The organism is Caballeronia arvi (assembly GCF_001544695.2).
Lineage (GTDB): Bacteria > Pseudomonadota > Gammaproteobacteria > Burkholderiales > Burkholderiaceae > Caballeronia > Caballeronia arvi.
Genome location: NZ_FCOM02000022.1, coordinates 30879 through 57497 on the forward strand (window position 1 = coordinate 30879; position 26619 = coordinate 57497).

General features: G+C 63.9%; 30 protein-coding genes. 3 read left to right on the top strand and 27 right to left on the bottom strand.

Features of this window, described 5'->3' with window-relative positions; translation table 11 throughout:
• Positions 1-159 precede the first annotated feature (159 nt).
• Positions 160-1557, top strand: a complete 1398-nt coding sequence (locus tag AWB74_RS22855; protein WP_061148999.1) for a sigma-54-dependent transcriptional regulator — start codon at positions 160-162, stop codon at positions 1555-1557.
• A 49-nt stretch (positions 1558-1606) separates the two neighbouring features.
• On the opposite strand, the gene nagZ is transcribed toward AWB74_RS22855, so the two are convergent.
• From nagZ to AWB74_RS22965, 22 genes are all read right to left on the bottom strand, one after another.
• Positions 1607-2635: a beta-N-acetylhexosaminidase gene (nagZ, locus tag AWB74_RS22860; RefSeq protein ID WP_061149000.1), complete on the bottom strand. Its 1029-nt coding sequence runs from the start codon at positions 2633-2635 to the stop codon at positions 1607-1609.
• Positions 2636-2671: 36 nt separating this feature from the next.
• Positions 2672-3079: a holo-ACP synthase gene (acpS, locus tag AWB74_RS22865; RefSeq protein WP_061149001.1), complete on the bottom strand. Its 408-nt coding sequence runs from the start codon at positions 3077-3079 to the stop codon at positions 2672-2674.
• A gap of 9 nt (positions 3080-3088) precedes the next feature.
• Positions 3089-3862 (bottom strand): pyridoxine 5'-phosphate synthase, encoded by a 774-nt coding sequence (pdxJ, locus tag AWB74_RS22870; RefSeq protein ID WP_061149002.1) that lies wholly within the window; start codon positions 3860-3862, stop codon positions 3089-3091.
• On the bottom strand, positions 3859-4743 hold the full coding sequence (gene recO, locus AWB74_RS22875; protein ID WP_061149003.1) for a DNA repair protein RecO: 885 nt from the start codon (positions 4741-4743) through the stop codon (positions 3859-3861). Before recO ends, pdxJ begins: the two co-directional genes overlap by 4 nt.
• A gap of 14 nt (positions 4744-4757) precedes the next feature.
• Entirely contained in the window at positions 4758-5657 is a 900-nt protein-coding gene (gene era / locus AWB74_RS22880) for a GTPase Era (RefSeq protein ID WP_061123994.1), read from the bottom strand.
• Positions 5658-5716: 59 nt separating this feature from the next.
• Positions 5717-6853 carry a ribonuclease III gene (rnc, locus tag AWB74_RS22885; protein ID WP_061149004.1) on the bottom strand — a complete coding sequence of 379 codons (1137 nt, stop codon included), beginning with the start codon at positions 6851-6853 and terminating at the stop codon, positions 5717-5719.
• Positions 6854-7030: 177 nt separating this feature from the next.
• Positions 7031-7924, bottom strand: a complete 894-nt coding sequence (gene lepB / locus AWB74_RS22890; RefSeq protein ID WP_061149005.1) for a signal peptidase I — start codon at positions 7922-7924, stop codon at positions 7031-7033.
• A 66-nt stretch (positions 7925-7990) separates the two neighbouring features.
• Entirely contained in the window at positions 7991-9781 is a 1791-nt protein-coding gene (lepA, locus tag AWB74_RS22895) for a translation elongation factor 4 (RefSeq protein ID WP_061149006.1), read from the bottom strand.
• 125 nt (positions 9782-9906) lie between these two features.
• Positions 9907-10176 carry a glutaredoxin family protein gene (locus AWB74_RS22900; RefSeq protein WP_061149007.1) on the bottom strand — a complete coding sequence of 90 codons (270 nt, stop codon included), beginning with the start codon at positions 10174-10176 and terminating at the stop codon, positions 9907-9909.
• A 5-nt stretch (positions 10177-10181) separates the two neighbouring features.
• Positions 10182-11714, bottom strand: coding sequence for a DegQ family serine endoprotease (locus AWB74_RS22905; RefSeq protein WP_061149008.1), 1533 nt, complete (start codon positions 11712-11714; stop codon positions 10182-10184).
• A 22-nt stretch (positions 11715-11736) separates the two neighbouring features.
• Positions 11737-12780, bottom strand: a complete 1044-nt coding sequence (locus tag AWB74_RS22910; RefSeq protein ID WP_061149009.1) for a MucB/RseB C-terminal domain-containing protein — start codon at positions 12778-12780, stop codon at positions 11737-11739.
• A gap of 4 nt (positions 12781-12784) precedes the next feature.
• On the bottom strand, positions 12785-13423 hold the full coding sequence (locus AWB74_RS22915; protein WP_061149065.1) for a sigma-E factor negative regulatory protein: 639 nt from the start codon (positions 13421-13423) through the stop codon (positions 12785-12787).
• A 79-nt stretch (positions 13424-13502) separates the two neighbouring features.
• Complete coding sequence (gene rpoE, locus AWB74_RS22920; RefSeq protein WP_016345879.1) at positions 13503-14102, bottom strand: RNA polymerase sigma factor RpoE; 600 nt, start codon at positions 14100-14102, stop codon at positions 13503-13505.
• A gap of 96 nt (positions 14103-14198) precedes the next feature.
• Positions 14199-14654, bottom strand: coding sequence for a protein YgfX (locus AWB74_RS22925; RefSeq protein WP_235024657.1), 456 nt, complete (start codon positions 14652-14654; stop codon positions 14199-14201).
• A 30-nt stretch (positions 14655-14684) separates the two neighbouring features.
• Positions 14685-15926, bottom strand: a complete 1242-nt coding sequence (gene fabF / locus AWB74_RS22930) for a beta-ketoacyl-ACP synthase II (protein ID WP_061149010.1) — start codon at positions 15924-15926, stop codon at positions 14685-14687.
• Positions 15927-16071: 145 nt separating this feature from the next.
• Positions 16072-16311, bottom strand: coding sequence for an acyl carrier protein (gene acpP / locus AWB74_RS22935; RefSeq protein WP_004197638.1), 240 nt, complete (start codon positions 16309-16311; stop codon positions 16072-16074).
• 250 nt (positions 16312-16561) lie between these two features.
• Complete coding sequence (gene fabG / locus AWB74_RS22940; protein WP_061149011.1) at positions 16562-17302, bottom strand: 3-oxoacyl-ACP reductase FabG; 741 nt, start codon at positions 17300-17302, stop codon at positions 16562-16564.
• An 11-nt stretch (positions 17303-17313) separates the two neighbouring features.
• Positions 17314-18246 carry an ACP S-malonyltransferase gene (fabD, locus tag AWB74_RS22945; protein ID WP_061149067.1) on the bottom strand — a complete coding sequence of 311 codons (933 nt, stop codon included), beginning with the start codon at positions 18244-18246 and terminating at the stop codon, positions 17314-17316.
• Between the two features lie 132 nt (positions 18247-18378).
• Positions 18379-19368, bottom strand: a complete 990-nt coding sequence (locus AWB74_RS22950) for a beta-ketoacyl-ACP synthase III (protein WP_061149012.1) — start codon at positions 19366-19368, stop codon at positions 18379-18381.
• Complete coding sequence (gene plsX, locus AWB74_RS22955) at positions 19368-20495, bottom strand: phosphate acyltransferase PlsX (RefSeq protein ID WP_061149013.1); 1128 nt, start codon at positions 20493-20495, stop codon at positions 19368-19370. The genes AWB74_RS22950 and plsX overlap by 1 nt, the downstream gene beginning before the upstream one ends.
• 138 nt (positions 20496-20633) lie before the next feature.
• A complete protein-coding gene (rpmF, locus tag AWB74_RS22960) occupies positions 20634-20813 on the bottom strand; it encodes a 50S ribosomal protein L32 (protein WP_061149014.1) in 180 nt (59 codons plus the stop codon).
• 139 nt (positions 20814-20952) lie between these two features.
• Positions 20953-21573, bottom strand: a complete 621-nt coding sequence (locus AWB74_RS22965; RefSeq protein ID WP_061149015.1) for a DUF177 domain-containing protein — start codon at positions 21571-21573, stop codon at positions 20953-20955.
• A gap of 332 nt (positions 21574-21905) precedes the next feature.
• On the opposite strand from AWB74_RS22965, the gene AWB74_RS22970 reads away from it, so the two are divergent.
• Both AWB74_RS22970 and AWB74_RS22975 read left to right on the top strand, forming a co-directional pair.
• Complete coding sequence (locus AWB74_RS22970) at positions 21906-22523, top strand: Maf-like protein (RefSeq protein WP_061149016.1); 618 nt, start codon at positions 21906-21908, stop codon at positions 22521-22523.
• Positions 22520-23239: an SAM-dependent methyltransferase gene (locus AWB74_RS22975; protein ID WP_061149017.1), complete on the top strand. Its 720-nt coding sequence runs from the start codon at positions 22520-22522 to the stop codon at positions 23237-23239. The genes AWB74_RS22970 and AWB74_RS22975 overlap by 4 nt, the downstream gene beginning before the upstream one ends.
• 3 nt (positions 23240-23242) lie before the next feature.
• Here the strand turns inward: AWB74_RS22975 and AWB74_RS22980 are convergent, their stop codons facing one another.
• From AWB74_RS22980 to AWB74_RS23000, 5 genes are read right to left on the bottom strand one after another with little or no spacing between them, the layout of a single operon-like run.
• Entirely contained in the window at positions 23243-24205 is a 963-nt protein-coding gene (locus AWB74_RS22980; protein ID WP_061149018.1) for a S49 family peptidase, read from the bottom strand.
• Between the two features lie 27 nt (positions 24206-24232).
• Positions 24233-24619 (bottom strand): Rieske (2Fe-2S) protein, encoded by a 387-nt coding sequence (locus AWB74_RS22985; protein WP_061149019.1) that lies wholly within the window; start codon positions 24617-24619, stop codon positions 24233-24235.
• On the bottom strand, positions 24616-25275 hold the full coding sequence (locus tag AWB74_RS22990) for an HAD-IA family hydrolase (protein WP_061149020.1): 660 nt from the start codon (positions 25273-25275) through the stop codon (positions 24616-24618). The genes AWB74_RS22985 and AWB74_RS22990 overlap by 4 nt, the downstream gene beginning before the upstream one ends.
• Entirely contained in the window at positions 25276-26274 is a 999-nt protein-coding gene (locus AWB74_RS22995; protein WP_061149021.1) for an RluA family pseudouridine synthase, read from the bottom strand.
• Positions 26267-26587, bottom strand: a complete 321-nt coding sequence (locus AWB74_RS23000; RefSeq protein ID WP_061149022.1) for a hypothetical protein — start codon at positions 26585-26587, stop codon at positions 26267-26269. The genes AWB74_RS22995 and AWB74_RS23000 overlap by 8 nt, the downstream gene beginning before the upstream one ends.
• Positions 26588-26619 lie beyond the last annotated feature (32 nt).

A 26619-nucleotide genomic window follows, 5' to 3' on the forward strand; every position in this document is an offset into this window, starting at 1 on the left:
TGACGAACGAGGAGTGACGCAGGACAAAAACCGCAGCGGGGAACGCGACGAGGCGCCAGACGCCGGAACGCGGCGTCCAGCGTCGTATCCCGCTCACGAGACGCCCGAGCCTGAATGAGCGACGGCGCAATACAGTCCACTTTGATACGTTGGTCCGCCATGCCACACGCACTGATTGTCGAAGACGATCCCAATAGCCTCTCCGGCCTGTCCGCGATCCTCACGGCAGACGGCTTTTCCGTCGATACCGCGACGACGCTCGCCGAGGCGCGCTCCGCGCTGACTCGCTTCATCCCCGATGTCGTGCTGATCGACCTGAATCTGCCCGACGGCAGCGGTCTCGATCTGCTGCCGAGCCTGCCGTCGCAACCGCCCGATGGCGCGCTGCCCGTTATCGTGATGACCGGCAACGCGACGGTCGAAAGCGCGATCGAAGGCCTGCGGCACGGCATCTGGGACTATCTGCTGAAACCGGTGAACATTCCGCGGCTGCGCAGCCTGCTTGCGCGCATCCCGCGGCCGTACGAGCTCACCGAAGAAGTCCAGGCGCTGCGCTCGACGCTGCGCGAGCTCGGCCACTTCGGCGACATGATCGGCCGCAGCGCAGCGATGCAACACGTCTACGATCTGATCGAGCACACGGCGCCGACGGAGGCCGCCGTGCTGATCTGCGGCAATCCGGGCACGGGCAAAAAAATCGCGGCGCGCACGATTCATCAGTTGAGCCGCCGCCGCAAGGGTCCGTTCGTGACCTTCGACTGCTCTGCGCACCGCACCGCCAGCGACGGCTCGCAGCGCACGATGGAAAGCGTCCTCTTCGGCCATGAGCGCAACGCGTTCGCGGGCGCCGAGAATCGCGAGCCGGGTCTGCTCGAACAGGCGGGCGGCGGCACGCTGTTCCTCGATCAGATCGATTCGCTGCCCGCCGCGCAACAGGAGGCGCTCCTGCGCGCGCTCGATTCGCAGACCTTCATGCGCGTCGGCGGCAGCAACCGCATCATGACCGACTTCCGCCTGATCGCCGCGTCCCGCACGCCGATACGCGAAGCCGTCGCGAGCGGCGCGATGCGCGAGGATCTGTTCCAGCGGCTGTCGGCGTCGTCTATCATGCTGCCGCCGCTTTCCGAACGCGACGACGACATCGCGCTGATCGCCGAGACGCTCGTCGACGAACTGAATCGCGAGAATCACATCGCCGGCATCACGAGCGGATCGCCTAAGCGCGTCAGTCCGGCGTTCATCCGCGAGTGCATCGCCAACGAATGGCCCGGCAACGTGCGCGAGATGCGCGAGCGCGTGCGGCGCGCCTATCACGCGTCGGGCGAGACGATCGAAACGCTGCGCGTCGACGAGCCGGGCGGACTCGGTGGCCGCGGCCTGAACGGCAGCAGCGTGCAGGTGACGGTCGGCACCGCGCTCGCGGACGTCGAGGACATGCTAATCCGCGCGACGCTCGAAGCGGTCGGCGGCACGCGTCATCGTGCAGCGACGCTGCTCGGCATCAGCCCGAAGACGCTCTATAACAAGCTGCAGCGGATGAAGCTGGAATCGTCCTGATTCCGCCTGGCTCGAAAAAAAAAGCCACGGAATCCGTGGCGTTTTTCGTTCAACCGAGCATTTCTGTGATCAGCGTGCGCGCCGCCTGATACTCCGCCTGCGCCTGCAGCTTGCTCCAGCGCAGCGCCTTGCCGCGCGGACGCATCTGGCGGATGCGCTGCTCCGACGCCTTCGAAGGCGCATAGCGCAACTGCTCGAGCACCTTGCCCGCCTCCGCCGGCTGATTGCAGATCAGCACCATGTCGCAGCCCGCGGTGAGCGCAGCCGTCGCGGCTTCGGTGAGCGTGCCGCCGGCGCGCGCGGCTTCCATCGAGAGATCGTCGCTGAAAATCGCGCCGGTGAAGCCGAGCTTGCCGCGCAGAATGTCCTGCAACCAGATGCGCGAGAAGCCGGCAGGTTTGTCGTCGACTTGCGTGTAGATGACGTGAGCCGGAATCACCGACGCCAGCGACATGCCGAGCCAGTCGTACGGCCGGACGTCGGCGGCGAGGATTTCTTCGAGCGGACGGTCGTCGGTGGGCAGCGCGACGTGCGAATCGGCCTCGGCGAAACCGTGACCCGGAAAGTGCTTGCCGCAGTTCGCCATGCCCGCGAGCGCGAGACCGTGATTCAGGCTCTTCGCGAGCATCGTGACGACGCGCGGATCGCCATGCAGCGCTCGATCGCCGATCACTTTCGACTGCCCGTAGTTCAGGTCCAGCACCGGCGTGAAACTCATGTCGATGCCGCATGCGCGCAACTCCGCCGCGAGCACGTAGCCGAACGCGGTCGCGGCCCTGGTCGCGGCGAGCACGTCGCGGTCCCACAGTTCGCCGAGCTTGCCCGGCGCGGGCAGCGAGGTGAAGCCGTCGGTTCGAAAGCGCTGCACGCGGCCGCCTTCGTGATCGACGGCGATCAGGATGTCATCGCGCACCGCGCGGATTGCATCGGTCAGCGCGACGAGCTGCGCGCGATCAGTGAAGTGCCGCGCGAAGAGAATGATGCCGCCGGTCATCGGATGGGTGAGGCGCTCGATATCGGCGTCGGTCAGCGTCGTGCCGGCGACGTCGTACATGACGGGGCCGGGAGTGCGTTTCATCGAATTCAATTGGCTTCTTGTCTTGGTTGGATTGATTCAGGACTGTCCGTCCGGCGTTTCCGCGATCACGAACGACACCGCGTAATCGCGCTCATCGCTGACCGTCACCTTCGCGGTGATGCCGCGCGCTTCGAGCCACTGCGCGAGCTCGCCCGACGCGGCGATCATCGGCTTGCCGCTCGGCTCGTTGAGCGTTTGCAGCGCGCGCCAGGTCATCGGCCAGCGCATGCCGAGGCCGATCGCCTTCGAGAACGCTTCCTTGGCCGAAAAGCGTGTGGCGAGAAACGCGATGCCGCGCACTTCCGAGCGCGCGTTGCGTGCGTGATAAATGCGCAGCTCGTCGGGCCCGAGCACCTTTTCGGCGAAACGGCCATTGGTGCGCTTCATCACCGCCGCGACGCGGCTCACCTGCACGACGTCCGTGCCGATTCCGTAGATGGCCATGACGCGCGGTTACCGGGCGTTGACCGATGCGAGGCGCGACGCGACCATGATCGCCTTCATCTCACGCACGGCGTTGTCCCAGCCGGCGAAGATCGAATGCGCGACGATCGCGTGCCCGATGTTCAGCTCGACGATGCCCGGCAGCGCGGCAATCGCCTGCACGTTGGTGTAGTGCAGGCCGTGGCCCGCGTTCACCTTCAGTCCGAGCGAATTGCCGAAATCGACGCTCGCCGCGACGCGCTCGAACTCGCGCTGCTGTTCCGCTTCATCGTGCGCTTCGGCATAGCGGCCCGTATGCAGTTCGATGACGGGCGCGCCCGCTTCCTGTGCGGCGCGAATCTGCGTCTCGTCCGGATCGATGAACAGCGACACGCGCGAACCCGCATCGGCGAGCTGTTCGCATGCGGCCTTCACCGCTTCGAACTGGCCGGCGACGTCCAGCCCGCCTTCGGTCGTCAGCTCGGCGCGTTTTTCCGGCACGAGACAGACATCGTGCGGTTTGATTTCGCACGCGATGTCGAGCATCTCGCGCGTCACCGCGCATTCGAGGTTCATGCGCGTTTTCAGGAGCGGCCGCAGCGTGCGCACATCGGCATCGACGATATGACGGCGATCTTCGCGCAGATGCAGCGTGATGGCGTCGGCGCCCGCTTCCTCGGCGGCGAGCGCCGCGCGAATCGGATCGGGGTACGACGTGCCGCGCGCATTGCGCAGCGTGGCGACGTGATCGATATTCACGCCCAGATCGATCACGCTCGCAGGCGATGAGAGAAAGAAGCTCATAGTTTTTGCAGGTCGATCAATATCTGACGGGTGGCGAGCGGCGTGCCGCCCAGGTAATGATTCAGCAGGAAGCGCATCAGCGTCTTGCTCTGCGCGGCGGTCTGCGGATTCGTGTAGTCGTCGCGCTCCATATCGATGAGCGTCTGCCCCGACATCACCGGCCATTGCGTGTGGAGATCGTCGGAGGCGTCGCGCACGCCGCGGTCGGGATCGAAGACATAGCGGCCTTCGGGCACGACCGGCTGGCGCGTGACGGTGCGCATGAGGTTCATCGCGTAGCCGGTTTCGCGCAGCAGCACGCGCTCGAAGGAACGCAGCACCTGCACGGCGGGCTCGTCGTGCGCGAGGCGCGAGAGCGTGAGGACATAGTGATTGAAGAGCGCGGGATGCGCATCGTCGCGCGCGCAGAACTTGACCAGCAGCTCGTTCACGTAGAAGCCGCACAGCAGCGCGTCGCCGGCCAGGGGCAGCATGCCGCCGACCCATTCGGCCGTCGTCAGCGTGCGGACTTCGCCCTTGCCTGACCACGAAAGACCGAGCGGCTGGAACGTCTGCAAGACACCGCGCAGCGCGGAATGCGGACGCTTCGCGCCCTTCGCGACGAGCGCGATGCGGCCGTAGTCGCGCGAGAACACATCGATGATGAGGCTCGTCTCGCGATACGGATAACTGTGCAGCACGAAGCCCGGCTGCTCGGCGATGCGGAAATCGGAACGCGGCTTGCGCGGCGCGCTCCCGCCCTCGGACGATGATGACGAAGAAGGCGCGCGCGTGCGCTTCTTCGCGGCCCGCGCGACGGGACGCTCGCTCGCGTCGAAATCGTCGTCAGGACGATCGTCGGCGGGAGGCATCATCCGGGCGTCGTTCGGGCCGTCGCTCATGTCCGCTCAATACATTACTCGTAGCCGTATGCGCGCAGGCCCGCTTCGTTGTCCGCCCAGCCGCTCTTCACCTTGACGAAGGTTTCGAGATACACGGGACCGTCGAAGAGCTTCTCCATGTCGAGCCGCGCCTCGGTGCTGATCTGCTTCAGCTTCGCGCCCTTCTGGCCGATGATCATCGCCTTGTGCATATCACGATCGACGAGGATGGTCGCGAACACGCGGCGCAGGCGCCCTTCGGTCTCGAACTTGTCGATGAGCACCGTGCTCGTGTACGGCAACTCGTCGCCGGTCCAGCGGAACACCTTCTCGCGCAGGATTTCGGCCGCGAGGAAGCGCTCGCTGCGGTCGGTCAGATCGTCCTCGCCGTAGATCGGCTCGCCTTCCGGCAGATACGGCTTCACGACCGCCATCAGGCGCTTGATGTCGTCGGGATGCTTCGCCGACAGCGGCACGATCTCGCGGAAGTCGCGCAGTGCGGACATCTGCTGCATGAACGGAAACAGCGAATCCTTGTCGCCGACGCGATCGAGCTTGTTCGCGATCAAAAGCGTGGGCGTGCCGGTCGGAATCAGGTCGAGCACTTTCTGATCGTCGGGGCCGAAGCGGCCGGCTTCGATCACGAAGAGAATCGCATCGACGGATGTCAGCGTCGACGTCACCGCGCGGTTCAGCGAGCGGTTGAGCGCGCCGCTGTGGCGCGTCTGAAAACCGGGCGTGTCGACGAAGATGTACTGCGCGTCGTCGAACGTGTTGATGCCGGTGATGCGGTGGCGCGTCGTCTGCGCCTTGCGCGACGTGATGCTCACCTTCTGGCCGACGAGCGCGTTCATCAGCGTCGATTTGCCGACGTTCGGGCGGCCGACGATCGCGACCATGCCGCAACGGAAGCCAGAGGTAGTAGGAGCGTTCATAGATGTGTGCGGCAAGAAATCGTTGGGGCGCGAATGCGCGATGGGCGCGGCGGCGCGCGTCAGTGACCGGCGTCGGCGGCGCGCACGATGCGGCCCGCGGGCGCGTCCGAACCGGCGCCGTTGCGCGCCTCGGTGTCGGCCGCGTGGTCGTCGTCACGGTCGGGGGAAGGCGCGGGCTTTTCCGCTTGCGCGCTGCGCTCCGGCGCATGCGCCGCTTCGCTCTTCGCCGCTCTTTCCGGCTTGTGCTCCGGCTTGTGGATTACGGCTCGCTCCGCTTTGTCGGCGGCGGCATACGCGCCCGCCGACGGCTCGACGTGCGTCGCCCGGATCACCGCGAGCGGCGCGGTGGCGGGCCGCTCCTGCGGGCTCTGCTGTGCGCCGTGCGATCCGTGATGACGCTCGCGCCGGTCGGGCGAGCGCAGATCGAGCGCGGCCTGAATGCCGGTGACGCCGGGCACCACTTCGAGCTCAGACAGCTTCGCCGCGCGCGCGCCTTTGCGCTTCGGTTTCATGCCGAGCGTCGGCGCGGCGGTCATCACTTCATCGAGCGCCTTCTTTGCTGCCGCCTGTTCGGCCGCGCGGCGGCTCGCGCCGGAGCCCGATACTTTCACGTCGAGCTTCGGCACCGTGCATTCGACTTCGAATTGCTGATTGTGCGCGGCGCCGTGCGTCGCGATGACCGTGTAGGTCGGCAGTGCGATCTTGTGACCCTGGAGATATTCCTGCAGGAGCGTCTTCGCATCTTTGCCGATGGTGCGCGGATCGATGTGATCCAGCACCGGCGTATAGAGCCGCTTGATGGCGGTGTACGCAGCGTCGAAACCGCCGTCGAGGAAGATGGCGCCGAAGATGGCTTCGAGCGTGTCGGCGAGAATCGACGGACGGCGGAAACCGCCGCTGCGCAGTTCGCCTTCGCCGAGGCGCAGGTCTTCGGACACGTTCAGCGCCTGCGCAATTTCGTAAAGCGACTGCTGCTTGACCAGATTTGCGCGCACGCGCGACAGGTCGCCTTCGTCGAGTTTTCCGAATCGTTGGAACAAAAGCGCGGCCACCACGCAATTTAGAACGGAATCGCCGAGAAATTCGAGCCGTTCATTGTGCGTGGCGCTGTGACTGCGGTGGGTCATCGCCTGGCGCAGCAATTCCGCATTGCGAAATTCGTACCGCAGCCGGCTTTCCAACGGAGAAGATGGCATGGAGAGAGTATAACGCGGGCGCGAAGGCGGACGATTCCGCCGGTCGGCACCGGAAAACGCGTGCCGAGACGGTGTTAGCCGCGCTTCTTCACGCCGTTTCGAAGCTTGATTCGATCATGAAGATCGCCGGCTGCTTTGCTTCAGACGAGCCGGCGATGTGTGTGTCATTCGAGGATGTCACTGGAAGCCGCCGATGCGCTTCAGATTGCTGAAGTTCATCCAGATGAAGAACGCGCGCCCGACGATGTTCTTGTCCGGCACGAAGCCCCAGTAGCGGCTGTCCGCGCTGTTGTCGCGGTTGTCGCCCATCATGAAGTAGCTGCCCGGCGGAACCTTGCAGGTGACGCCGCGTGCGTTGTAGTTGCAGTTGTCGCGGAACGGAAAGTCGTCCGCGCCGACGATGAACGGCGGCACCTGAGGGTTGTTCAGGATGCGGTTCTTGCGGCCGTCGAGGTCTTCTTCGAACTGCTTCGCGTAACCGATGCGCTCGTCATCGAAATAGTCGGGCAGCGCGGTTTCGGGCACCGGCTTGCCGTTGATCGTGAGCTTCTTGTCTTCGTACGCGACCGTGTCGCCCGGCAGGCCGATCACGCGCTTGATGTAGTCGACCGATTCGTCCTTCGGATAGCGGAACACCACGACGTCGCCGCGCGTGAGGGGGCTGCCGTTCGTCATCTTGGTGTTGGTGATCGGCAGACGCAGGCCGTACTCGTACTTGTTGACCAAAATGAAGTCGCCGACGAGCAGCGTCGGGACCATCGAGCCGGACGGAATCTTGAACGGCTCGATGATGAACGAGCGCACCACGAACACCGCGAGAATCACCGGAAAGAAGCTTGCCGTGTATTCGAGCCACCACGGCTGACGCAGCTTGTCGTCACGCAGGCGGGCACGCGTCTGGTTGGCGTTTTCATCGGCGAAACGCTCGCCCACGCGCTCCTGCTGGCGGTCGAACTCGGCCACCGCGGACTCGGCGGCGCGGCGCCGTTGCGGCAGAAACACCAGCTTGTCGAGCACCCATGCAATACCCGTCAAGACGACGAGAATCAAAAGAATCAGTGCGAAATTCATCAATCGCTTCCAGTTGTTATCGTTGTTTGCTTCGCGGCGGACTAAGCGCGTGGAACGACGCGAACGTCACTCGTCGACGCGCAGGATCGCCAGGAAAGCCTCTTGCGGGATTTCGACCGAACCGACCTGCTTCATGCGCTTCTTGCCGGCCTTCTGCTTCTCGAGCAGCTTCTTCTTGCGCGAGATGTCGCCGCCGTAACACTTCGCGAGCACGTTCTTGCGCAATGCCTTGATGTTCTCGCGCGCGATGATGTTCGAACCGATGGTCGCCTGAATCGCCACGTCGTACATCTGGCGCGGAATCAGCTCGCGCATCTTCGACGCCACTTCGCGGCCGCGATGCTGGCTCTGCGAACGGTGCACGATGACCGACAGCGCATCGACCTTGTCGCCGTTGATGAGCATATCGACCTTGACCACGTCGGCCGCGCGATACTCCTTGAACTCGTAGTCCATCGACGCATAGCCGCGCGACGTCGACTTCAGGCGATCGAAGAAGTCGAGCACGATTTCCGCCATCGGGATTTCGTACGTGAGCTGCACCTGGCGGCCGTGGTACTGCATGTTGATCTGCGTGCCGCGCTTGTTCGTGCACAGCGTGATGACCGAGCCGACATACTCCTGCGGCATGTACAGGTTCACCGTGACGATCGGCTCGCGCACTTCCTCGATCTTCGGCGGCTCCGGCATCTTCGCCGGATTCTCGACCGAGATCGTCGTGCCGTCGCGCTGCTGGACTTCGTAGATCACCGTCGGCGCGGTGGTGATGAGATCCATGTCGAACTCGCGCTCGAGCCGTTCCTGCACGATTTCCATGTGCAGAAGGCCGAGGAAGCCGCAGCGGAAACCGAAGCCGAGCGCCTGCGAGACTTCCGGCTCGTATTGCAGCGAGGCGTCGTTGAGCCGCAGCTTTTCGAGCGATTCGCGCAGCGCGTCGTACTGGTTCGCTTCGACCGGATACAGACCCGCGAACACCTGCGGCTTCACTTCCTTGAAGCCCGGCAGCGGTTCGGTGGCGGGACGGTTCGCGATGGTGACGGTGTCGCCCACCTTCGCGGCCGTCAGCTCCTTGATGCCCGCGATCACGAAGCCCACCTGCCCCGCCGACAGTTGCGGCAGGCTGGTCGATTTGGGCGCGAACACGCCGAGATTCTCGACCGGGTATTGCGCCTCGGTCGCCATCATCTTGATCTTGTCTTTCGGCTTCAACGTGCCGTTGACGATCCGCATCAGCATGACGACGCCAACGTAATTGTCGAACCAGGAATCGATGATGAGCGCCTGCAGCGGTGCGTCCGGATCGCCCTTCGGCGGCGGCACTTTCGCGATCAGCGATTCGAGCACGTCTTCCACACCGAGACCGGTTTTCGCGCTGCAATGCACGGCGTCGGTCGCATCGATGCCGATCACGTCCTCGATCTCCGCGATCGCGTTCTCGGGATTCGCCGCCGGCAGATCGATCTTGTTCAGCACCGGCACGACTTCGACGCCCAGTTCGATCGCCGTGTAGCAGTTCGCGACCGTCTGTGCCTCGACGCCCTGCGACGCATCGACGACGAGCAGCGCGCCTTCGCACGCGGACAGCGAACGGCTGACTTCGTAGGAGAAGTCGACGTGCCCTGGGGTATCGATCAGATTGAGGTTGTAGACCTGGCCGTCGCGCGCCTTGTAGGAAAGCGCCGCGGTCTGCGCCTTGATCGTAATGCCGCGCTCGCGTTCGAGGTCCATCGAATCGAGCACCTGCGCTTCCATCTCACGATCGGACAAGCCGCCGCACAGCTGGATGATGCGGTCGGCCAGCGTGGATTTACCGTGGTCGATGTGCGCAATGATCGAAAAGTTGCGAATATGATTCATTCAGTGCCGATCAAGCGAAAAAGGCGCGCCCTCACCAACGCGGAGCACGCCTTGAAAATTTGGGGAAAACTTCTGCATTTTAGCCGAAAACGGGGTTGCCCCGGAGGAATTCGGCTCAGACCGGTTCACGACGCGTGCGCGCCGCGCTGGCTCAGCGCCGCATGCACCGCGTCGACATCGAGGCGGTACTGGCACAACTCGACGCCATCGAGCGTAAGCACGGGCACGCGTTCGTCATAGCGCGCCTCCAGCAGCGGATCTTCGTCGATATCGATCCATTCGACGCCCAGGCCATGCCGAGCCGCGATCGGCTCCAGCTCCGCGCGCATGTCCTCGCACAGATGACACCAGGCGCGCCCGTACAGGGTGAAGGTCGCGCCCGGCTTCGACGTCATCGCGCTTACTTTTGCGGCGGCACGCGCGGGCGCAGCGGCACGAACTGCGTGTTGTCGCCACGGCGCACGAGCACCGCGACCATCTTGCTGGCGTCCAGACCTTGCGCGACTTCCTGGAACTGCTTCGCGCTCGTGATATCCGTATCGCCGAGGCGCATGATGATGTCGCCCTTCTGAAATCCCGCGCGCGCCGCCGGCCCTTCCACGGCATCGACCTGAACGCCGCTCGACAGCTTGAGCGCCTTCTTCTGATCCGCCGGAATGTCGCTCACCGCGAGACCGAGCGAATTGCTCGCGCGCTCCTTCGGCTGCGGCGACTTCTTCTGCTCGGTCTTCGCGACCTTGTCCGGCTGCATCTCGGTGACCGTGATCGACAGATCGCGCGTCTGGCCCTTGCGCCAGATCGTGAGCGTGGTCTTCGTGCCCGGCTTGGTATCGCCGACCATGCGCGGCAGATCCGTCGCGGTATCGACATTCACGCCGTTGAACTTCGTGATGATGTCGCCCGGCTGGACGCCCGCTTTGTCAGCAGGGCCGTTCGGTTCGACGCTCGACACCAGCGCGCCTTGCGCCTTCGGCAGCCCGAGCGAATCCGCGACGTCCTTCGTGACCTCGCCGATCGCCACCGCGATGCGCCCGCGCACGACCTTGCCCGACGTCTTCAGCTGGTCCGCGACGCGCATCGCTTCATCGATCGGAATCGCGAACGAGATGCCCATGAAGCCGCCCGTGCGGCTGTAGATCTGCGAGTTGATGCCGATCACCTCGCCCGCCATGTTGATGAGCGGACCGCCCGAGTTGCCCGGATTCACGGCGACATCGGTCTGGATGAACGGCAGATAGTCGCCCGTGTCGCGCCCCTTGGCGCTGACGATGCCCGCGGTCACCGTGTTGTCGAGGCCGAACGGCGAACCGATCGCGAGCACCCACTCGCCGACACGCACCTTGTTCGAATCGCCGATGGTGATGGCCGGCAGATTCGTCGCGCTGATCTTCACGACGGCCACGTCCGTGCGCTCGTCCACGCCGACGAGCCGCGCCTTGAACTCGCGCTTGTCGGTGAGCGTGACGTAGATGGTGTCCGCGTCGTCGACGACGTGCGCGTTGGTCATCACGTAGCCGTCCGTCGACAGGATGAAGCCCGAGCCGACGCCGCTGCTTTGTTCCGAGTTGTCCTGGTTGTCGTCAGGCGCATTGCGGCTGCCGCCCTTGCCCTGATCGCCCTGGCTTCCGCCGCCACCGCCGCCTCCGCCACCGCCGCGCGGCGGCTGGCCCGGCATCGGAATGCCGAAGAAGCGTCGGAAGAACTCGGACATGTCGCCCTCGTCGAGGCCGGGCGGCAGTCCGCGCAGCTCGCTGCCGGAACCGACGCGCGAGGTCGTGCGAATGTTCACGACCGAGGGCCCCACTTTATCGACGAGTGTCGTGAAGTCCGGCAAGTTCACCGTGGGCGCCGCTGACGCAGATTGTGATACGAACGGCAGGCACACGGCGAGCGCCGCGGCCGCGATGAACTTGCGCAGCGAGAAGTTGCTCATAGGTTGGAGGCCGGGAACAGAATTACTTGGAAGGCTTGTATTCTATGGTAGAAGCAAATTGCTGCAATGTGGCTTGCGGCACTTCACCCAGCAAGGTGATCCAGAAATCCCCGCGACGCTTCACCAGCACATGCGTGGCGCCGCTATTGCCCGCGCCTTCCTTGCGCGTATTTTTCTCCACCGGCTCGACGAAAACGGAGATCGTGGCGAGACCGTCCGAGAACACGGCCTGATCGACCGGGATCGGCGGCTGGCCTTGCTGGCTCGACGCCATCGGACGGCGCAGCTCGCGGATCTTTCGAAAGCCCGCGATATTGGGCGTCAGTTGCCAGCCCTGTCCTTCCATGTCCACCGGCTGTACTGGCGGCCGCACGATGGTCCAGCCGGACGTGCTGCGAATGCCGTTCGCGATGGGCGCCTTGTCGATCGGCCCGCCGATGCGCACCTGCGAGAACGACAACTGCTCGAGCACCTGACCATCCGGATCGAGCGTCTGCGCGCGCAGCAGCAGACCGGTTTTGGCATCGGCCCAGAGTTTGTAGGCGAAACGATAGGAATCTTTCGGATCGAGCTCGATCACCTGGCTGTCGACGCCCGCGACGCGGTCGCTGCCCAACAGCTTCGGCTCGTAGACGGACAGCACCTGATCGCCGCTCGTCGCGAGCAATGCCGGGAACGAGTCCCGGTTTTGCCGATGCTCGACCACGAGCAAATGCCGCTCGGGGACGAACGTGAACATGTCGTCGTCGTGACGCAGCATCTTGCGCGGCGCGCCGTCGAGACTTTCGAGCGATTCGTACTCGCCGTCGCCGCGCGTGGCGACATGCGTGATGCGCGACGACTGAACCGTCGCGCCGCGCTGATAGACGAATGTGCCTTCGTAATTCTGCTGCTGGGCCGCTTCATGAATGCGGTTGAGCAGGCCGGCGGCTGTCTTGCGGACAGCGGCGGGATCGTCTCCCTGAGCGAACGCGCTCGATGCCGCCGTCAACAACGCGGCTGCACAGAGCATCAACGCCGGCAGCCGCCCCCAATAGTTCGTTTTATTCAACCGCACACTCGGCATTAAATTATTGACCTTGCGATGTAGCCGCGGCGCGAATCAAGGGCATGGAACCGGGCATCACAGGCTGTTGAGAGAACTGCTGATGCGCTTCGAGGTACTGGTCGAGACTGGCGTCGCGGATGATGTTCGCCTCGACGATCGGCGCGCGCACGGTCGCAGCCGGCACGGACGCCATCGCGACGCGCTGCATCGAATCCGCCGCCGGTGCGACGCTCGCCACCTGCGTGCCGGAACGGCTGTCCACGCCTTGCAGTTGCGGCACGACGATCCACGTCAGCGTCGCGGCCGCCGCAGCCACGGCAAAAGCCGGCATCACGCGACGGCGCAGCATGCCGCCACGCGGTTTCGACGCCGCCGCGGGCAGCGCAGCCGGGGCGAAGACATGCGCCTCGGCTTCGAAACGTTCGGAAAATACGGCCATGAACGCGCTGCTGCGCGCCGGGCTGACCGCGAGATCGTCGGAGCGCAGGGCGTCGCCGATCAAATGATATTGCGACCACGCCGCGCGTTCGTCGCTTTTCAGTTCGGCGAGAAACTGGCTGACGCTGCCAATCTCGTCGAGCGATTCACCGTCGACGAATGCCGACATGCGCTCGCTGCGCGAACCCGCCTGTGTTTGATTTTGCATCGAGACCGACCCCATGATGCGCCCCATCTTTGACCCCACCCCGTAGTGACACCAACTAACCCAGATATCGCGTCCCTGCCCCGTGGATTGCCGCCTACCAGCGCTTACCCTCGGGAGTGTCCAACAACGGACGCAATTTTGCCGCAATGGCTTCGCGAGCACGAAAAATTCTCGATCTGACGGTGCCGATAGGGCAATTCATCATTTCGGCGATTTCTTCGTAGCTCAGTCCTTCAATTTCCCGGAGCGTGATGGCCGTGCGCAGTTCCTCCGGCAGCAACGCCATCGCGGCGTTGACCGTCTGAGCAATCTGCTTGCTCATCAACATCGACTCGGGCGTGTTGATATCCCTTAGTTGGTCCGCGTCTGAGAAAGTTTCCGCTTCTTCAGCATCGGCTTCGGTAGAAGTGGGAGCGCGGCGGCCCTGGGTCGCAAGGTAATTCTTTGCGGTGTTGACCGCAATCCGGTACAGCCATGTATAGAACGCCGATTCGCCGCGAAACTGGGGCAGCGCGCGGTAGGCCTTGATGAAGGCGTCCTGGGCGACGTCCTCGACCTCGGCGGGGTCGCGCACGAGGCGCGAGATCAGTCGAATGATCTTGCGGTGGTATTTGGCGACCAGCAGTTCGAACGCGGCCTTGTCACCCTTCTGGACACGTTCGACCAGCAATTGGTCGATTTCTTTTTCACTCACCTGGGAAATCCGATTAGCTTGGGGAAGTTGGGCGGACGGCTATTGTAGCGTTACCGCCTGTAAGGCAACCGGAACGCTCATGCGCCGTTACAGTCGTTACAGGTGGGAAGCGGCGGCGCGGCGCGCCTGAACGGCGAGCTGGCGGAAGGTGCCGGCGTCGACGGAATCGGCCGGCACGAGCAGCGTCTCGCGGCGACCGCGCACGCCGGAAAGCGTCAGCGCGAGCAGCAGATCGCTCCATTGCGCGCATCCCGCGATCTGCATGTGGCGCGTTTCGCCCTCGCGGGTGAAGAGCGTGACGCCGTCCGGATGCAGGCCGATGGCAACCGGTCGAGCGCGCATCCATCGATACGACGCGAGTCCGAGCGCCGCAAGCGTCACCGCGCACGCTACGGCCGCGTGCCCGGCGTGTTCCGTGTGCGCAAAAACGCACTGGAATACCGAGGCGCTCGCCACGCCCAGGAGTCCGAGCATCGCGCCACGCAAAAAGCGCGACGGCCGCATCGCGACGTTTCCATCGCCATGCGGCCGATCTACGAACGCGCTCGCCATTTCGACCCCGATCCGACGAGCGCGCCGCGTTTACTGATGACGCTTGAAGACGAGCGAGCCGTTCGTGCCGCCGAAGCCGAACGAGTTCTTCACCGCCACGTCGATCTTCATGTCCCGCGCGGTGTTCGCGCAGTAGTCCAGGTCGCACTTCGGATCCTGGTTGAAGATGTTGATGGTCGGCGGCGACACCTGATTGTGGATCGCCAGCACGGTGAACACCGACTCCAGGCCGCCCGCGCCGCCCAGCAGGTGACCGGTCATCGACTTGGTGGAGTTGACGACGGCCTTCTTCGCCTGATCGCCGAGCGCGCGCGTGATGCCGATCGTCTCGGCAATATCGCCGAGCGGCGTCGACGTGCCGTGCGCGTTGACGTAGTTCACCTCGTCGGCATTGATCCGCGCGTTTTTCATCGCGTTGACCATTGCGCGGCGGCCGCCGTCGCCGTCTTCCGGCGGCGCGGTCATGTGATACGCGTCGCCGCTCATGCCGTAGCCGAGCACTTCCGCGTAGATCTTCGCGCCGCGCGCCTTCGCATGCTCGTACTCTTCGAGCACCATCACGCCCGCGCCTTCGCCGAGCACGAAGCCGTCGCGGTCCGTATCCCACGGACGGCTGGCGGTGGCCGGGTCGTCATTGCGCTGCGACAGCGCGCGCGCCGCCGCGAAACCGCCGATACCGAGCGGAGAGACGGTTGCTTCCGCGCCGCCCGCGATCATCACGTCGGCGTCACCGTATTCGATCAGGCGCGATGCCTCGCCGATACAGTGCAGGCCGGTGGTGCAGGCCGTGACCATCGACAGATTCGGGCCCTTCAGACCGAAGCGGATCGACAGATGGCCGGAGATCATGTTGATGATCGACGCGGGCACGAAGAACGGCGAAATGCGGCGCGGACCGCGATTGAGCAACTCGGTCTGCGTGACTTCGATCATCGGCAGGCCGCCAATGCCCGAGCCGACCACGACGCCCACGCGCTCCGAATTTTCATCGGTGATTTCGAGGCCCGAGTCCTGCACGGCCTGAACGCCCGCCGCGAAGCCGTAATGGATGAAGGTATCCATATGGCGCGCTTCCTTGGCGGGCATGTAGTCTTCGATATTGAAGCCCTTCACCTCGCCGGCGAAACGTGTGGAGAAGTTCGTCGCGTCGAACTTCGTGATATTGGCGATGCCCGACTTGCCCGCGACCAGATTGGCCCAGCCGTCGGCAACAGTATTGCCGACAGGCGACACGAGCCCCAGGCCTGTAACAACAACTCGACGACGGCTCACGGTAACCCCTTATCCATAAAATGACGAAAAACAAAAGCCACAGCGGCCACAGGAAACCGCCCTGTGAGCCCTGTGGCTGTCAAATCGGTCTGCAGCGACGAATGCTTCAAGCTGGTTGAGCGATGAGTCGCTGGCGCGTCCGGCCTCAGGCCTTGACGTTCGCGCGAGCGTAATCGATCGCCTGCTGAACCGTGGTGATCTTTTCGGCCTCTTCATCGGGAATTTCCATGCCGAATTCGTCTTCCAGCGCCATGACGAGTTCGACCGTATCGAGCGAGTCAGCGCCCAGATCGTTCACGAACGATGCTTCGTTCTTGATTTCGGCTTCCGCCACGCCCAGTTGTTCGGCGACGATCTTCTTCACGCGCTGTTCGATGTTGTCCATGCAGCCCTCCGAGGGGAAAAAAGTTCAAAAATACGAGTGCGCGCATTTTATCAGGTTTGAACCCGCAAAATACGGCGCGTCAGTTCCATGCTCTACTGTCCGGCGCCCTTCATCAAGACGGCTGCCGACGGCTTTGCATCGATTCTTCACTGCCGCGCAGGCGCGGTGCGCACGATGTTCGTCCGAGCATTTTGCGCGCCCGTCCCGGCGCGGATATTAAGCGAATTTCGGTGAAATGCCTATTAAGGCCTTACATGTACATGCCGCCGTTCACATGCAGCGTCGTGCCGGTGATATAGCCGGCAAAAGGCGATGCCAGGAACGCCACAGCATGCGCGATGTCTTCGGGCGCGCCCAGTCGGCCAAGCGGGATAGTCGCGGTGAGCGCGGCGCGCTGCTCTTCCGGCAGAACCTTCGTCATGTCCGTGTCGATGAAACCCGGCGCGATGCAGTTCACGGTAATGCCGCGGCTGCCGATTTCACGCGCGAGCGCGCGCGTCATGCCCGCGACGCCGGCCTTCGCCGCCGCGTAGTTGGCCTGACCCGGATTGCCCGACGAACCGACCACCGACGTGATGTTGATGATGCGCCCGCCGCGCGCCTTCATCATCGGGCGCAGCACGGCGCGCGACAGGCGGAAGACCGCGCGCAGATTCGTGTCGATGACGGCGTCGAATTCGTCGTCCTTCATACGCATCGCGAGCTGATCCTTCGTGATGCCCGCATTGTTCACGAGGATGTTCAGGCCGCCGAATTCCTTCACGATACCGTCGATGAACGCATCGCTCGACGCCGCATCGTTCACGTTCAGCACCGCGCCGCGACCCTTTGCGCCCGCCTGCTGCAAGGCTTCGCCGATGCCGGCCGCGCCGCTTTCGCTCGTCGCCGTGCCGATGACCGTCGCGCCCTGCTTTGCGAGTTCGAGCGCGATCGCGCGTCCGATGCCGCGCGACGCGCCCGTGACGATTGCTACTTGGTTTTCCAGGCTCATATTCTCGTCCTTTATCCAGCGATCAGTTTGCGCGTCTCTTCGAGCGATGCCGGATCGAAGATCGAGCCACCGACGAGATTGCCGTCGATGCGCTTCGTCAGACCCGCGAGCACCTTGCCCGGACCGCATTCGATAACGTGCGTGACGCCGTCCTTCGCCATCGCCTGCACGCACTCGACCCAGCGCACCGGACCGGCGGCCTGACGCACGAGCGCGTCCCTGATCGCGGCGGGATCGGAGACCACGGCGACATCGACGTTATTGATCAGCGGAATCCGCGGCGATTTGATCTCGACTTTCGTGAGATAGTCGCGCAACTGATCCGACGCCGGCTTGAGCAGCGACGAATGGAACGGCGCGGACACCGGCAGCGGCAGTGCGCGCTTCGCGCCCTTCGCCTTCGCCACTTCGCATGCCTTCTCGACAGCGGCCTTGCTGCCCGCGATGACCACTTGCGCGGGCGCGTTGAAGTTCACCGCTTCGACGACGCCCGCCGACGATGCTTCGGCGCAGACCGCGCGTACGGTGTCGTCGTCGAGGCCGAGGATCGCGGCCATGCCGCCCTGGCCTACGGGAACTGCGCTTTGCATCGCCTGCGCACGGAAGCGCACGAGCGGCACCGCGTCGGCGAAGGCGAGCGCGCCAGCCGCGACGAGCGCGGTGTATTCACCAAGGCTGTGACCCGCGACGATGGCGGGCGTGAGGCCCGTTTCCTTTTCCCACACGCGGTAGATCGCGTAGGCCGCCGTCAGCATGACGGGCTGCGTGTTCGTCGTCAGGTTGAGCTCTTCCGCGGGGCCTTCGGCGATCAGCTTGCCGAGATCCTGGCCGAGTGCGTCGGAGGCCTGCTGCACGGTCTCGCGCACGATGGCGTGATCGGCGAATCCGCCAAGCATGCCGATCGACTGCGAGCCTTGTCCGGGGAAAACGAACGCAAATTTCATATCGTCCTCGTTGATTGGAATGATCCGCGATGCCTTCACGGACCGCGCGCTACGCGAGCGCGCGGGGTCGGCGATGAAGTGGGATCAGTTGCGAATGAGTAGAGGGGAATGAGTAAGGGGATCGATAAACGCTCAATAGCGGATGACCGACGCGCCCCACGTGAAGCCGCCGCCCACGCCTTCGATCAGCACGTTGTCGCCGCGCTTGATGCGGCCGTCGCGCACGGCGACGTCGAGCGCGAGCGGGATCGAGGCGGCCGACGTGTTGCCGTGCTCGCCGACCGTCACGACCATGCGCTCGGGCGGCAGACGCAGCTTGCGCGCCGTGCTCTGCATGATGCGGATATTGGCCTGATGCGGAATCAGCCAGTCGATGTCTTCAGCGGTGAGCTTCGCCTTGTCGAGCGCTTCGAGCGCGACCTTTTCGAGCACGTTGACCGCGAGCTTGAACACGGCCTGCCCGTCCATGTGCAGGAACGCCGTGCCTTCGATCACGCCGCCGTTGACGTTGCCCGGCGTGCAGAGAATGTCGGAATAGCTGCCGTCCGCATGCAGCGCGCTCGACAGCACGCCCGGCTCTTCCGACGCCTGCAGCACGACCGCGCCCGCGCCATCGCCGAACAGCACGCAGGTGGTGCGATCGTTGAAATCGAGAATGCGGGAGAACGTTTCCGCGCCGACGACGAGCGCCGTGCGGTTCAGGCCGCTGCGAATGAAGCTGTCCGCCGTCGCGACGCCATACGCAAAGCCGGAGCACACGGCCTGCACGTCGAAGGCCGCGCCGTTGTTCCTGATGCCGAGCTTGTTCTGCAGCAGACACGCGGTGCTCGGGAAAACGAAGTCCGGCGTAGAGGTCGCGACGATGATCAGATCGATCGATTGAGGATCGATGCCGGCCGCTTCGATCGCCTTCTGGGAAGCGATGAGCGCGAGGTCGCTGGTGGTTTGATTCGGAGCCGCGAAGTGACGCGCGTGAATGCCGGTGCGCGCGACGATCCATTCGTCACTCGTCTCGACGCCCTGCTTCGCGAGACGGTCCGCCAAGTCCTGATTCGTGACGCGCTCGGACGGCAGAAAGCTGCCGGTGCCCAGCACGCGAGAGTAAAGATTGGATTGAGCCATTATGCCTTCGAATGTAGCGCAGTACCGGGTTGGTCCGGTGGGTTCGGCTGTACAGCAGGCTGTGAAGCAGGCTGTTGAGCCGCGATGCCGGAAGCGTCGGGCGCCTCGGTCGCGCGCGCGGCGGGCGCGTTCTCTTCCATCGCGCGCACCAGGCGCTCGAGCACGCCATTTTTGACGGCATCATACCCGCGTTTGATAGCCCACTCAAACCCGAAGGCCTCGGCCGAGCCGTGACTTTTGATCACGAGCCCGCGCAGGCCGAGCAACGCGGCGCCGTTATATTGCGCGGGATCGACACGCTTTTTGAAACGCTTGAGAACGGGCAGCGCGACGAGCGCCATCAGCTTTGACGCGAAGTTGCGGCTGAACTCTTCCTTGATGATGTCGGCGAGCATCTTCGCGAGACCCTCGGAGGTCTTCAGCGCGACATTGCCGACGAAGCCGTCGCACACGACGACATCGGTCGTGCCTTTATAGATGTCGTTGCCTTCCACGTTGCCGTAGAAGTTGAGCGTGCTCGCGCGCAGGAGCTCGCCCGCGCGCTTGATCGTTTCGTTGCCCTTGATGACTTCTTCGCCGATATTGAGCAGGCCGATGGTGGGCCGCTCACGGCCTTCGATCGCCGCCACGAGCGCGTGGCCCATCTCGGCGAACTGCAGCAGATGCCCAGGTTCGCAATCGACGTTGGCGCCCAGATCGAGCACGGTGGTATAGCCCTTCTGGCTCGGCATCGCGAACGCGATGGCCGGACGTTCGATGCCGGCGAGCGTTTTCAGCACATACCGCGACACCGCCATGAGCGCGCCGGTATTGCCGGCGGAAATGCACGTCTGCGCCTCGCCGTCCTTCACGAGGTTGAGCGCCACGCGCATCGACGAATCTTTTTTCTTGCGCAGCGCCACTTCGACGGGATCGTCCATCGCGACGACTTCGCTTGCGGGAACGACTGTCAGGCGAGGCTCGTCGAGAGCCTTCGACTTCTTCAGTTGCGCGCGGATGGGCTGCTCGAGACCGACGAGCATGAGATGTGCGTCGGGATGCGAGCGCACGAAACTGACGGCAGCGGGAACGGTCACGGCCGGGCCGTGGTCGCCTCCCATGCAGTCGATGGTTATCTTTACAGTCATGGAACGCGACGAATTTCGGGCACAAAAAAGCGGCAGTGAAATGCCGCCTTCTCGTCGTACCGGGAAAGTGTCAAGAGCGAGTTGCGCCCGGGCGCCCGCAGAACGGTTCCGACAGGCGCTTCAAGCGCTGCTGAACGCTTAGTCGTTCTTCGTCTTGACGACTTTCTTGCCACGATAGTACCCGTTCGGGCTCACGTGGTGACGCAGATGCACCTCACCCGTGCTCGGCTCGACAGCCAGCGGCGCTGCGCCGAGGAAGTCGTGGGAACGGTGCATGCCGCGCTTCGACGGCGACTTCTTGTTTTGCTGAACTGCCATGATTACTCCAGAAAAATTTTGCGAATTCTAACACAGGGAGAGGTCCATCTCCGCGTTCGCGGAGGAACTTCAGGGCCGCATGGCCCACCGCCTGAAGCGGGAGTTCGCGTTCAGCGGATACTTCCCCGCTTTCGCTACATCAATGCTTCTTGCCGTCCGGATCGCTCGATTTGAGCTTTTCCAGCACGGCGAACGGATTCGGTTTCTCGACTTCTTGCTCGCCGCCCTCCGCCACCTCGCCCTCGTCGCTGGCCGGGAGCAGGCTTTCATGCACCTCGGGGCAGACGTTGTGCTTCGGCACGAGCGGCAACGACAACAGCAATTCCTCTTCGATCAAGTCGACGAGATCGAACTGGCGCGAGCCTACGATCACTTCCACTTCATCGTCGTCGAGCGGATATTCGTCCGCTTCTTCTTCCGTCGCCACGATCCGATACGTTGCATCAACATCGAGATGTTGCGAATACGGCTGAAGACAGCGCTGGCACGTGAGCCACACCGAGCCGTGCACCGCGAGGCGCAGATAAGGCTGTGGCGCGTCCGTGCCGTCGTCCTGCAGTTCCGGCTGGGTCGAGCCCTCGCCCTGCCAGGTGAACACGGTGTCGCGATCTGGCACATCTGCCGGCACTTCGGCTAACATGCGCGGCATCTGCGACGCGCGTAGCGCGCCGGCCGCCTGCCTGCCGCTCTCGGCGAAGTCATAAATGTCGAGCGCGCGCAGATCGGCGGGGCTCACAGGTTTGCCAGGATTCTGAGTCATGTGCGCTCCCTGCTTGGCCTTGCTGGGTTAGTGCTTCCGGTGAGCGTTCAGTATGCACCGCGACGCCGCTTCGAGGCAGGCGTGGCTTGCCCGAATTTGCATCGCACCGGCATTCGTGCTGGATTCATGCCGCACTCGTACTTGCTGCGATGCTTTTCTGAGCTGCTTCCGACCGCTTTGCCACCGGGGTCCACCGGCGTCGGGCGCAAAGACCTGCAAGCGCACGTACCGATGAAAAGCCCAAAATCATATCGGCTTTGTTCTTTCGAGTCAAACACTTAAGAACCGGTCCACTGCCCGTCGTTTTTACATTCATCCTTGCTGATCCATCCATGTCCGACGCTTCAAACTCGCCGCCACGCCTGATTCTGGCGTCCAGCTCGCCCTACCGGCGCGAATTGCTGCAACGCCTGCGCATTCCTTTCGATGTCGTCACGCCCGATATCGATGAAACGCCGCTCGCCGGCGAAACGCCCGAAGCAACCGCCGTGCGGCTCTCGATCGCCAAGGCGCGTGCGGCGGTCGGACGCATCGAGGACGGCGCGGGCGCGCTCGTGATTGGCTCCGATCAGGTCGCGACCTTCGACGGAAAGCAGATCGGCAAGCCCGGCACGCATGAAAAAGCCGTCGCGCAGCTTCAGGCGATGCGCGGCCGCAGCGTTCAATTCCACAGCGCGCTATGCCTGTTCGACAGCCGCACGGGCGACGCGCAATCCGCCGATATCGTCACGCGCGTTCGCTTTCGCCGCTATTCGGACCCGCAGATCGAAGCCTATCTGCGTGCGGAAACACCGTACGACTGCGCTGGCAGCGCGAAGGCCGAGGGCCTCGGCATCGCGTTGCTGGAAGCCATCGAGTCCGAAGATCCGACTGCGCTCATCGGTTTGCCGCTGATCGCGCTGACCGGCATGCTCGCGAACGCCGGATATCCGGTTCTGGGGGTTGCATGAGCGGCGTTCTGTTCCTGATCCCGAACACGCTCGGCGAAGGCGACGCCGACGCGCTCGCCCAAGTTTTGCCCGAGCCGGTGCGCGCGCAGGCCGCCGCACTCGCGTATTACATCGGCGAAAACGCGAAAACCACGCGCGCTTTTCTGAAGAAAGTCGGAACGGAACGCCCGATTCAGGAAATCGAGGTGCGCGAGCTGAACGTGAAAACGCCGCCCGCGGAAATCGACAAGCTGCTTGCGCCGATCCTCGCCGGCACCGATGCGGGCCTGGTCTCCGAAGCCGGCTGCCCCGCCGTGGCCGATCCTGGCGCGCTGCTCGTGCGGCGTGCGCATCAGCGTGGCGTGAAAGTGGTGCCGTTCGTCGGACCGAGCTCGATTCTGCTCGCGCTGATGGCGTCCGGCATGAACGGCCAGAGCTTCGCGTTCAACGGCTACCTGCCCGTCGATGCCGGCGAGCGCGGCAAGCGCCTGCGCGAGCTGGAGCAACTGTCGCGCAAGGCCAATCAGACGCAGATTTTCATCGAGACGCCCTATCGCAATAAGGCGATGCTCGACGGGCTCATCGCAACCTGCGCGCCATCGACGCTAATTTGCGTCGCCGTCGATCTGACGCTGCCGGGCGAAACCATCGTCACGCGCACGGCGGCGGACTGGAAGAAGCAGGCCGCGCCGGAACTGCACAAGCGTCCGGCGATCTTCCTGCTGCTGGCGTCGTAGCGATCAGCGCAATTGCGGCTTGCCGCCGAGCGTGAGCGCGCGCACGGCGGCATCGCCCACCGATGCGCCGAAGCGTCGCACCACGCGCTCGCTGATGCTCTCCTTCTGCGAGTAATCGACGATATCCGGCTGCTTGATGACTTCGCGCGCCACGTAGCTGGCGTCCCCGAAGCCGTCGGCGAGACCAAGCTCGACACTCTTTTCACCGGTCCAGAACATGCCGGAAAAGAGCTGCGGATCATCCTTCAGACGTTTGCCGCGACCCAGCTTTACCGCGTCGATGAACTGCGTGTGGATCTGGTCGAGCATCTCCTGCGCGTGCGCATTCATCGCGGGCGATTCGGGCGAGAACGGATCGAAAGCGCCCTTGTTTGCGCCGGACGTGTGCATGCGGCGCTGGATGCCGAGCTTGTCCATCAGCCCGGTGAAGCCGAAACCGTCCATCAGCACGCCGATCGAGCCGACGATGCTCGCGCGATCGACGTAAATCTTGTCCGCCGCGGCCGCGACGTAATAACCGCCCGACGCGCACATGTCGTCGACCACGACGTAGAGCGGCGTCTTCGGATGCTTCGCGCGCAGCCGCCTGATCTCGCCGTTGATGATGCCCGCCTGCACCGGACTGCCGCCCGGGCTGTTGATGCGCAGGATCACGCCGGCCGTGTTCTCGTCCTCGAACGCGCTTTGCAGCGCGGCGTCGATGTTGTCGGCGCTCGCATCGCTGTTCGCGGCGATTTCGCCTTGCAGATCGATGAGCGCCGTGTGCTTGCCCGCTTTCGCGACGCGATCGCCGGTGAAATCGAACACGCCCCACGCGATCAGCGCGATCACCGCGAGAAACACGAAACGGAAGAAGATGCGCCAGCGCCGCGCGGCGCGCTGCTCGCGGATCGCGGCGAGCGCGATGCGTTCGAGCGCGTCGCGCTCCCAGTTGTCGTTGCGGCGCGGCGGAAGGTCGTCGGACATGCGTTGTTTTGTGTGGTGAAAAGTAAATCAGGCGGGACGCAGCGCGTCGTCGGGCAGCCAGAAGACCGCGCGGCCTTCCGGCGTGTCGCGCTCTTCGACCGTCACGGGCCGAAGCCTCGCGCCGCGGCATGGACCGCCGACGCATTTGCCGCTGTCGGGCTCGTAGATCGCGCCGTGTGTGGCGCACATCAAGTATAGGCCCGAGCTTTCGAAGAACTGGCCCTCGTTCCAGTCGAGTTCCATCGGCACGTGCGCGCAGCGGTTCAGATAGCCGTACGGCGTGCCGTCGTAGCGCACGAAAAATACGACGGCGTCGCCGCTCGCCTCTTTCGCCGGCAGGCGCACGCCCGCGCCGCCATCGACGAGTTCATCGGACGCACACACACGCACCGCATCCTGCACAGGCTCGCTCATGCGTGCTCCCGCAGCCAGCCGGCGAGCGAGGCGACGCTATCCGCGCAGAACTGCGGCTCGAGCGCGATCAGCGAATTTGCCGGATGCGCGCCGTAGCCCACGCCGATGCCCGCCGCGCCGGCGTTGATCGCCATCTGCAGGTCGTGCGTCGTGTCGCCGATCATCACCGTGCGCGCGAGGTCCTGACCGAGCTGGCGCGTGAGTTCCTGGAGCATCGCGGGATGCGGTTTCGAGAAGGTTTCGTCGGCGCAGCGCGTGCTGTCGAAAAGGCTCGTGAGCCGCGATTCGTCGAGCGCACGATTCAGCCCGACGCGGCTCTTGCCCGTCGCGACCGCGAGAAAGTAGCCGAGATCGCGCAGTTCGTGCAAAAGCTCGCGCACGCCGTCGAAGAGCTCGGTCTTCTGGCCCATCGTCAGGAAATGGAAGCGATAGCGCTCCGCGAGGCGCGGATACTCCGACGGATCGAGCGTCGGCGCGCAGATCTGCAGTGCGTCCTTGAGGCCGAGGCCGATCACGTAGCTCGCGGATTCATCCGCCGGCACCGGCAGCCCGAGGTCGCGGCACGCGGCCTGAATGCTGCGCGTGATGTGGACGGTCGAATCCATCAGCGTGCCGTCCCAGTCGAAAACGATCAGATCGAATTGCTGCCGCGCCATTTATGGTGTCTCTTGGTTTTTGAGTTGCTCGATGAAGCGTTTGCATTCGGCCGGCAGCGGCGCCTCGAACTGCAACGGCTCGCCCGTCGCCGGATGCGTGATTTTCAGTCGATAAGCGTGCAAAAACATGCGTTTGAGCGACGGTTTCGCGCTCGAACGCGCGAGCTCCTTGTTCAACGCGAAGTCGCCGTATTTGGCGTCACCCGCAATCGGCAGGCCGATGCTCGCCATATGCACGCGGATCTGATGCGTGCGGCCGGTCTTCAGTTCCGCCTCGACCCACGCGTAGTCGCGCCAGCGCTCGATCAGATTGAAGACCGTATGCGACGGCAGCCCGTTTTCCTGAATCCGCACGCGCCGTTCGCCGTCCGCCGCGACGTACTTGTGCAGCGGCGCCTTCACGATGCGGCGGCGGCCCCAGTCGGCATGCCATTCGCCGTGTCCGCACGCGTAATAACGCTTGTCGACGCGATTTTCGCGAATCTGCTCGTGCAGATCGACGAGCGCCGAGCGCTTTTTCGCAAGCATCAACACGCCGGACGTCTCGCGATCGAGCCGATGCACCAGTTCGAGGAATTTCGCGTGAGGCCGCGCATTGCGAAGCTGTTCGATGACGCCGAACGCGACGCCGCTGCCGCCATGCACCGCGACGCCGCAAGGTTTATCGATGACGATCAGATGGTCGTCTTCGAAAATGATCGGGAACTCGGCCGCGGGCGCGTTCGACGACACCGGCGTCTCGTCGGCTTGCGCCGTGCGGATCGGCGGGACGCGCACGATATCGCCCAGCTCGAGCCGGTATGACGCGTCGATGCGGCCTTTGTTCACGCGCACTTCGCCGCTGCGCAGAATCCGGTAGATATGGCTTTTCGGGACGCCTTTGCAGACGCGCAGCAAAAAATTGTCGATTCGCTGACCGGCTGCGTTCTCGTCGACTTCGATCATCGACACCTGTTCGCTTGCGACCCGTTTATGGGATGTTTTGCCTAACTCATTCATTCTGAATATAATTTGCGAGCAGCCTGAAAAGGTCGACGCTTAGGATCAAGCAGCGGCCGTAATTGATCAGACTGTTGAGGTGCAAGCGATAAACCATCATTTTACTTGCGCCCAAGGTCAGTTGCTCACCCGGGATTCGAAGAGCAACGAGTTGCACGCACGGCGATATCACCGGCAGGGACGGAGCCCACAGGCGCGTTCGGTCGAGTCGATCGCCGACGGTAACGGATTTTTGGTCAAAAAGAATTTTATCGGCGAGAAGCGACGGCGCCCGGCAATCCAGCCGGACGCCTGCCCGAATCGGCCCTGCCATCGCGCGGGAGAATCAGGCAAATCGCGGCTCGC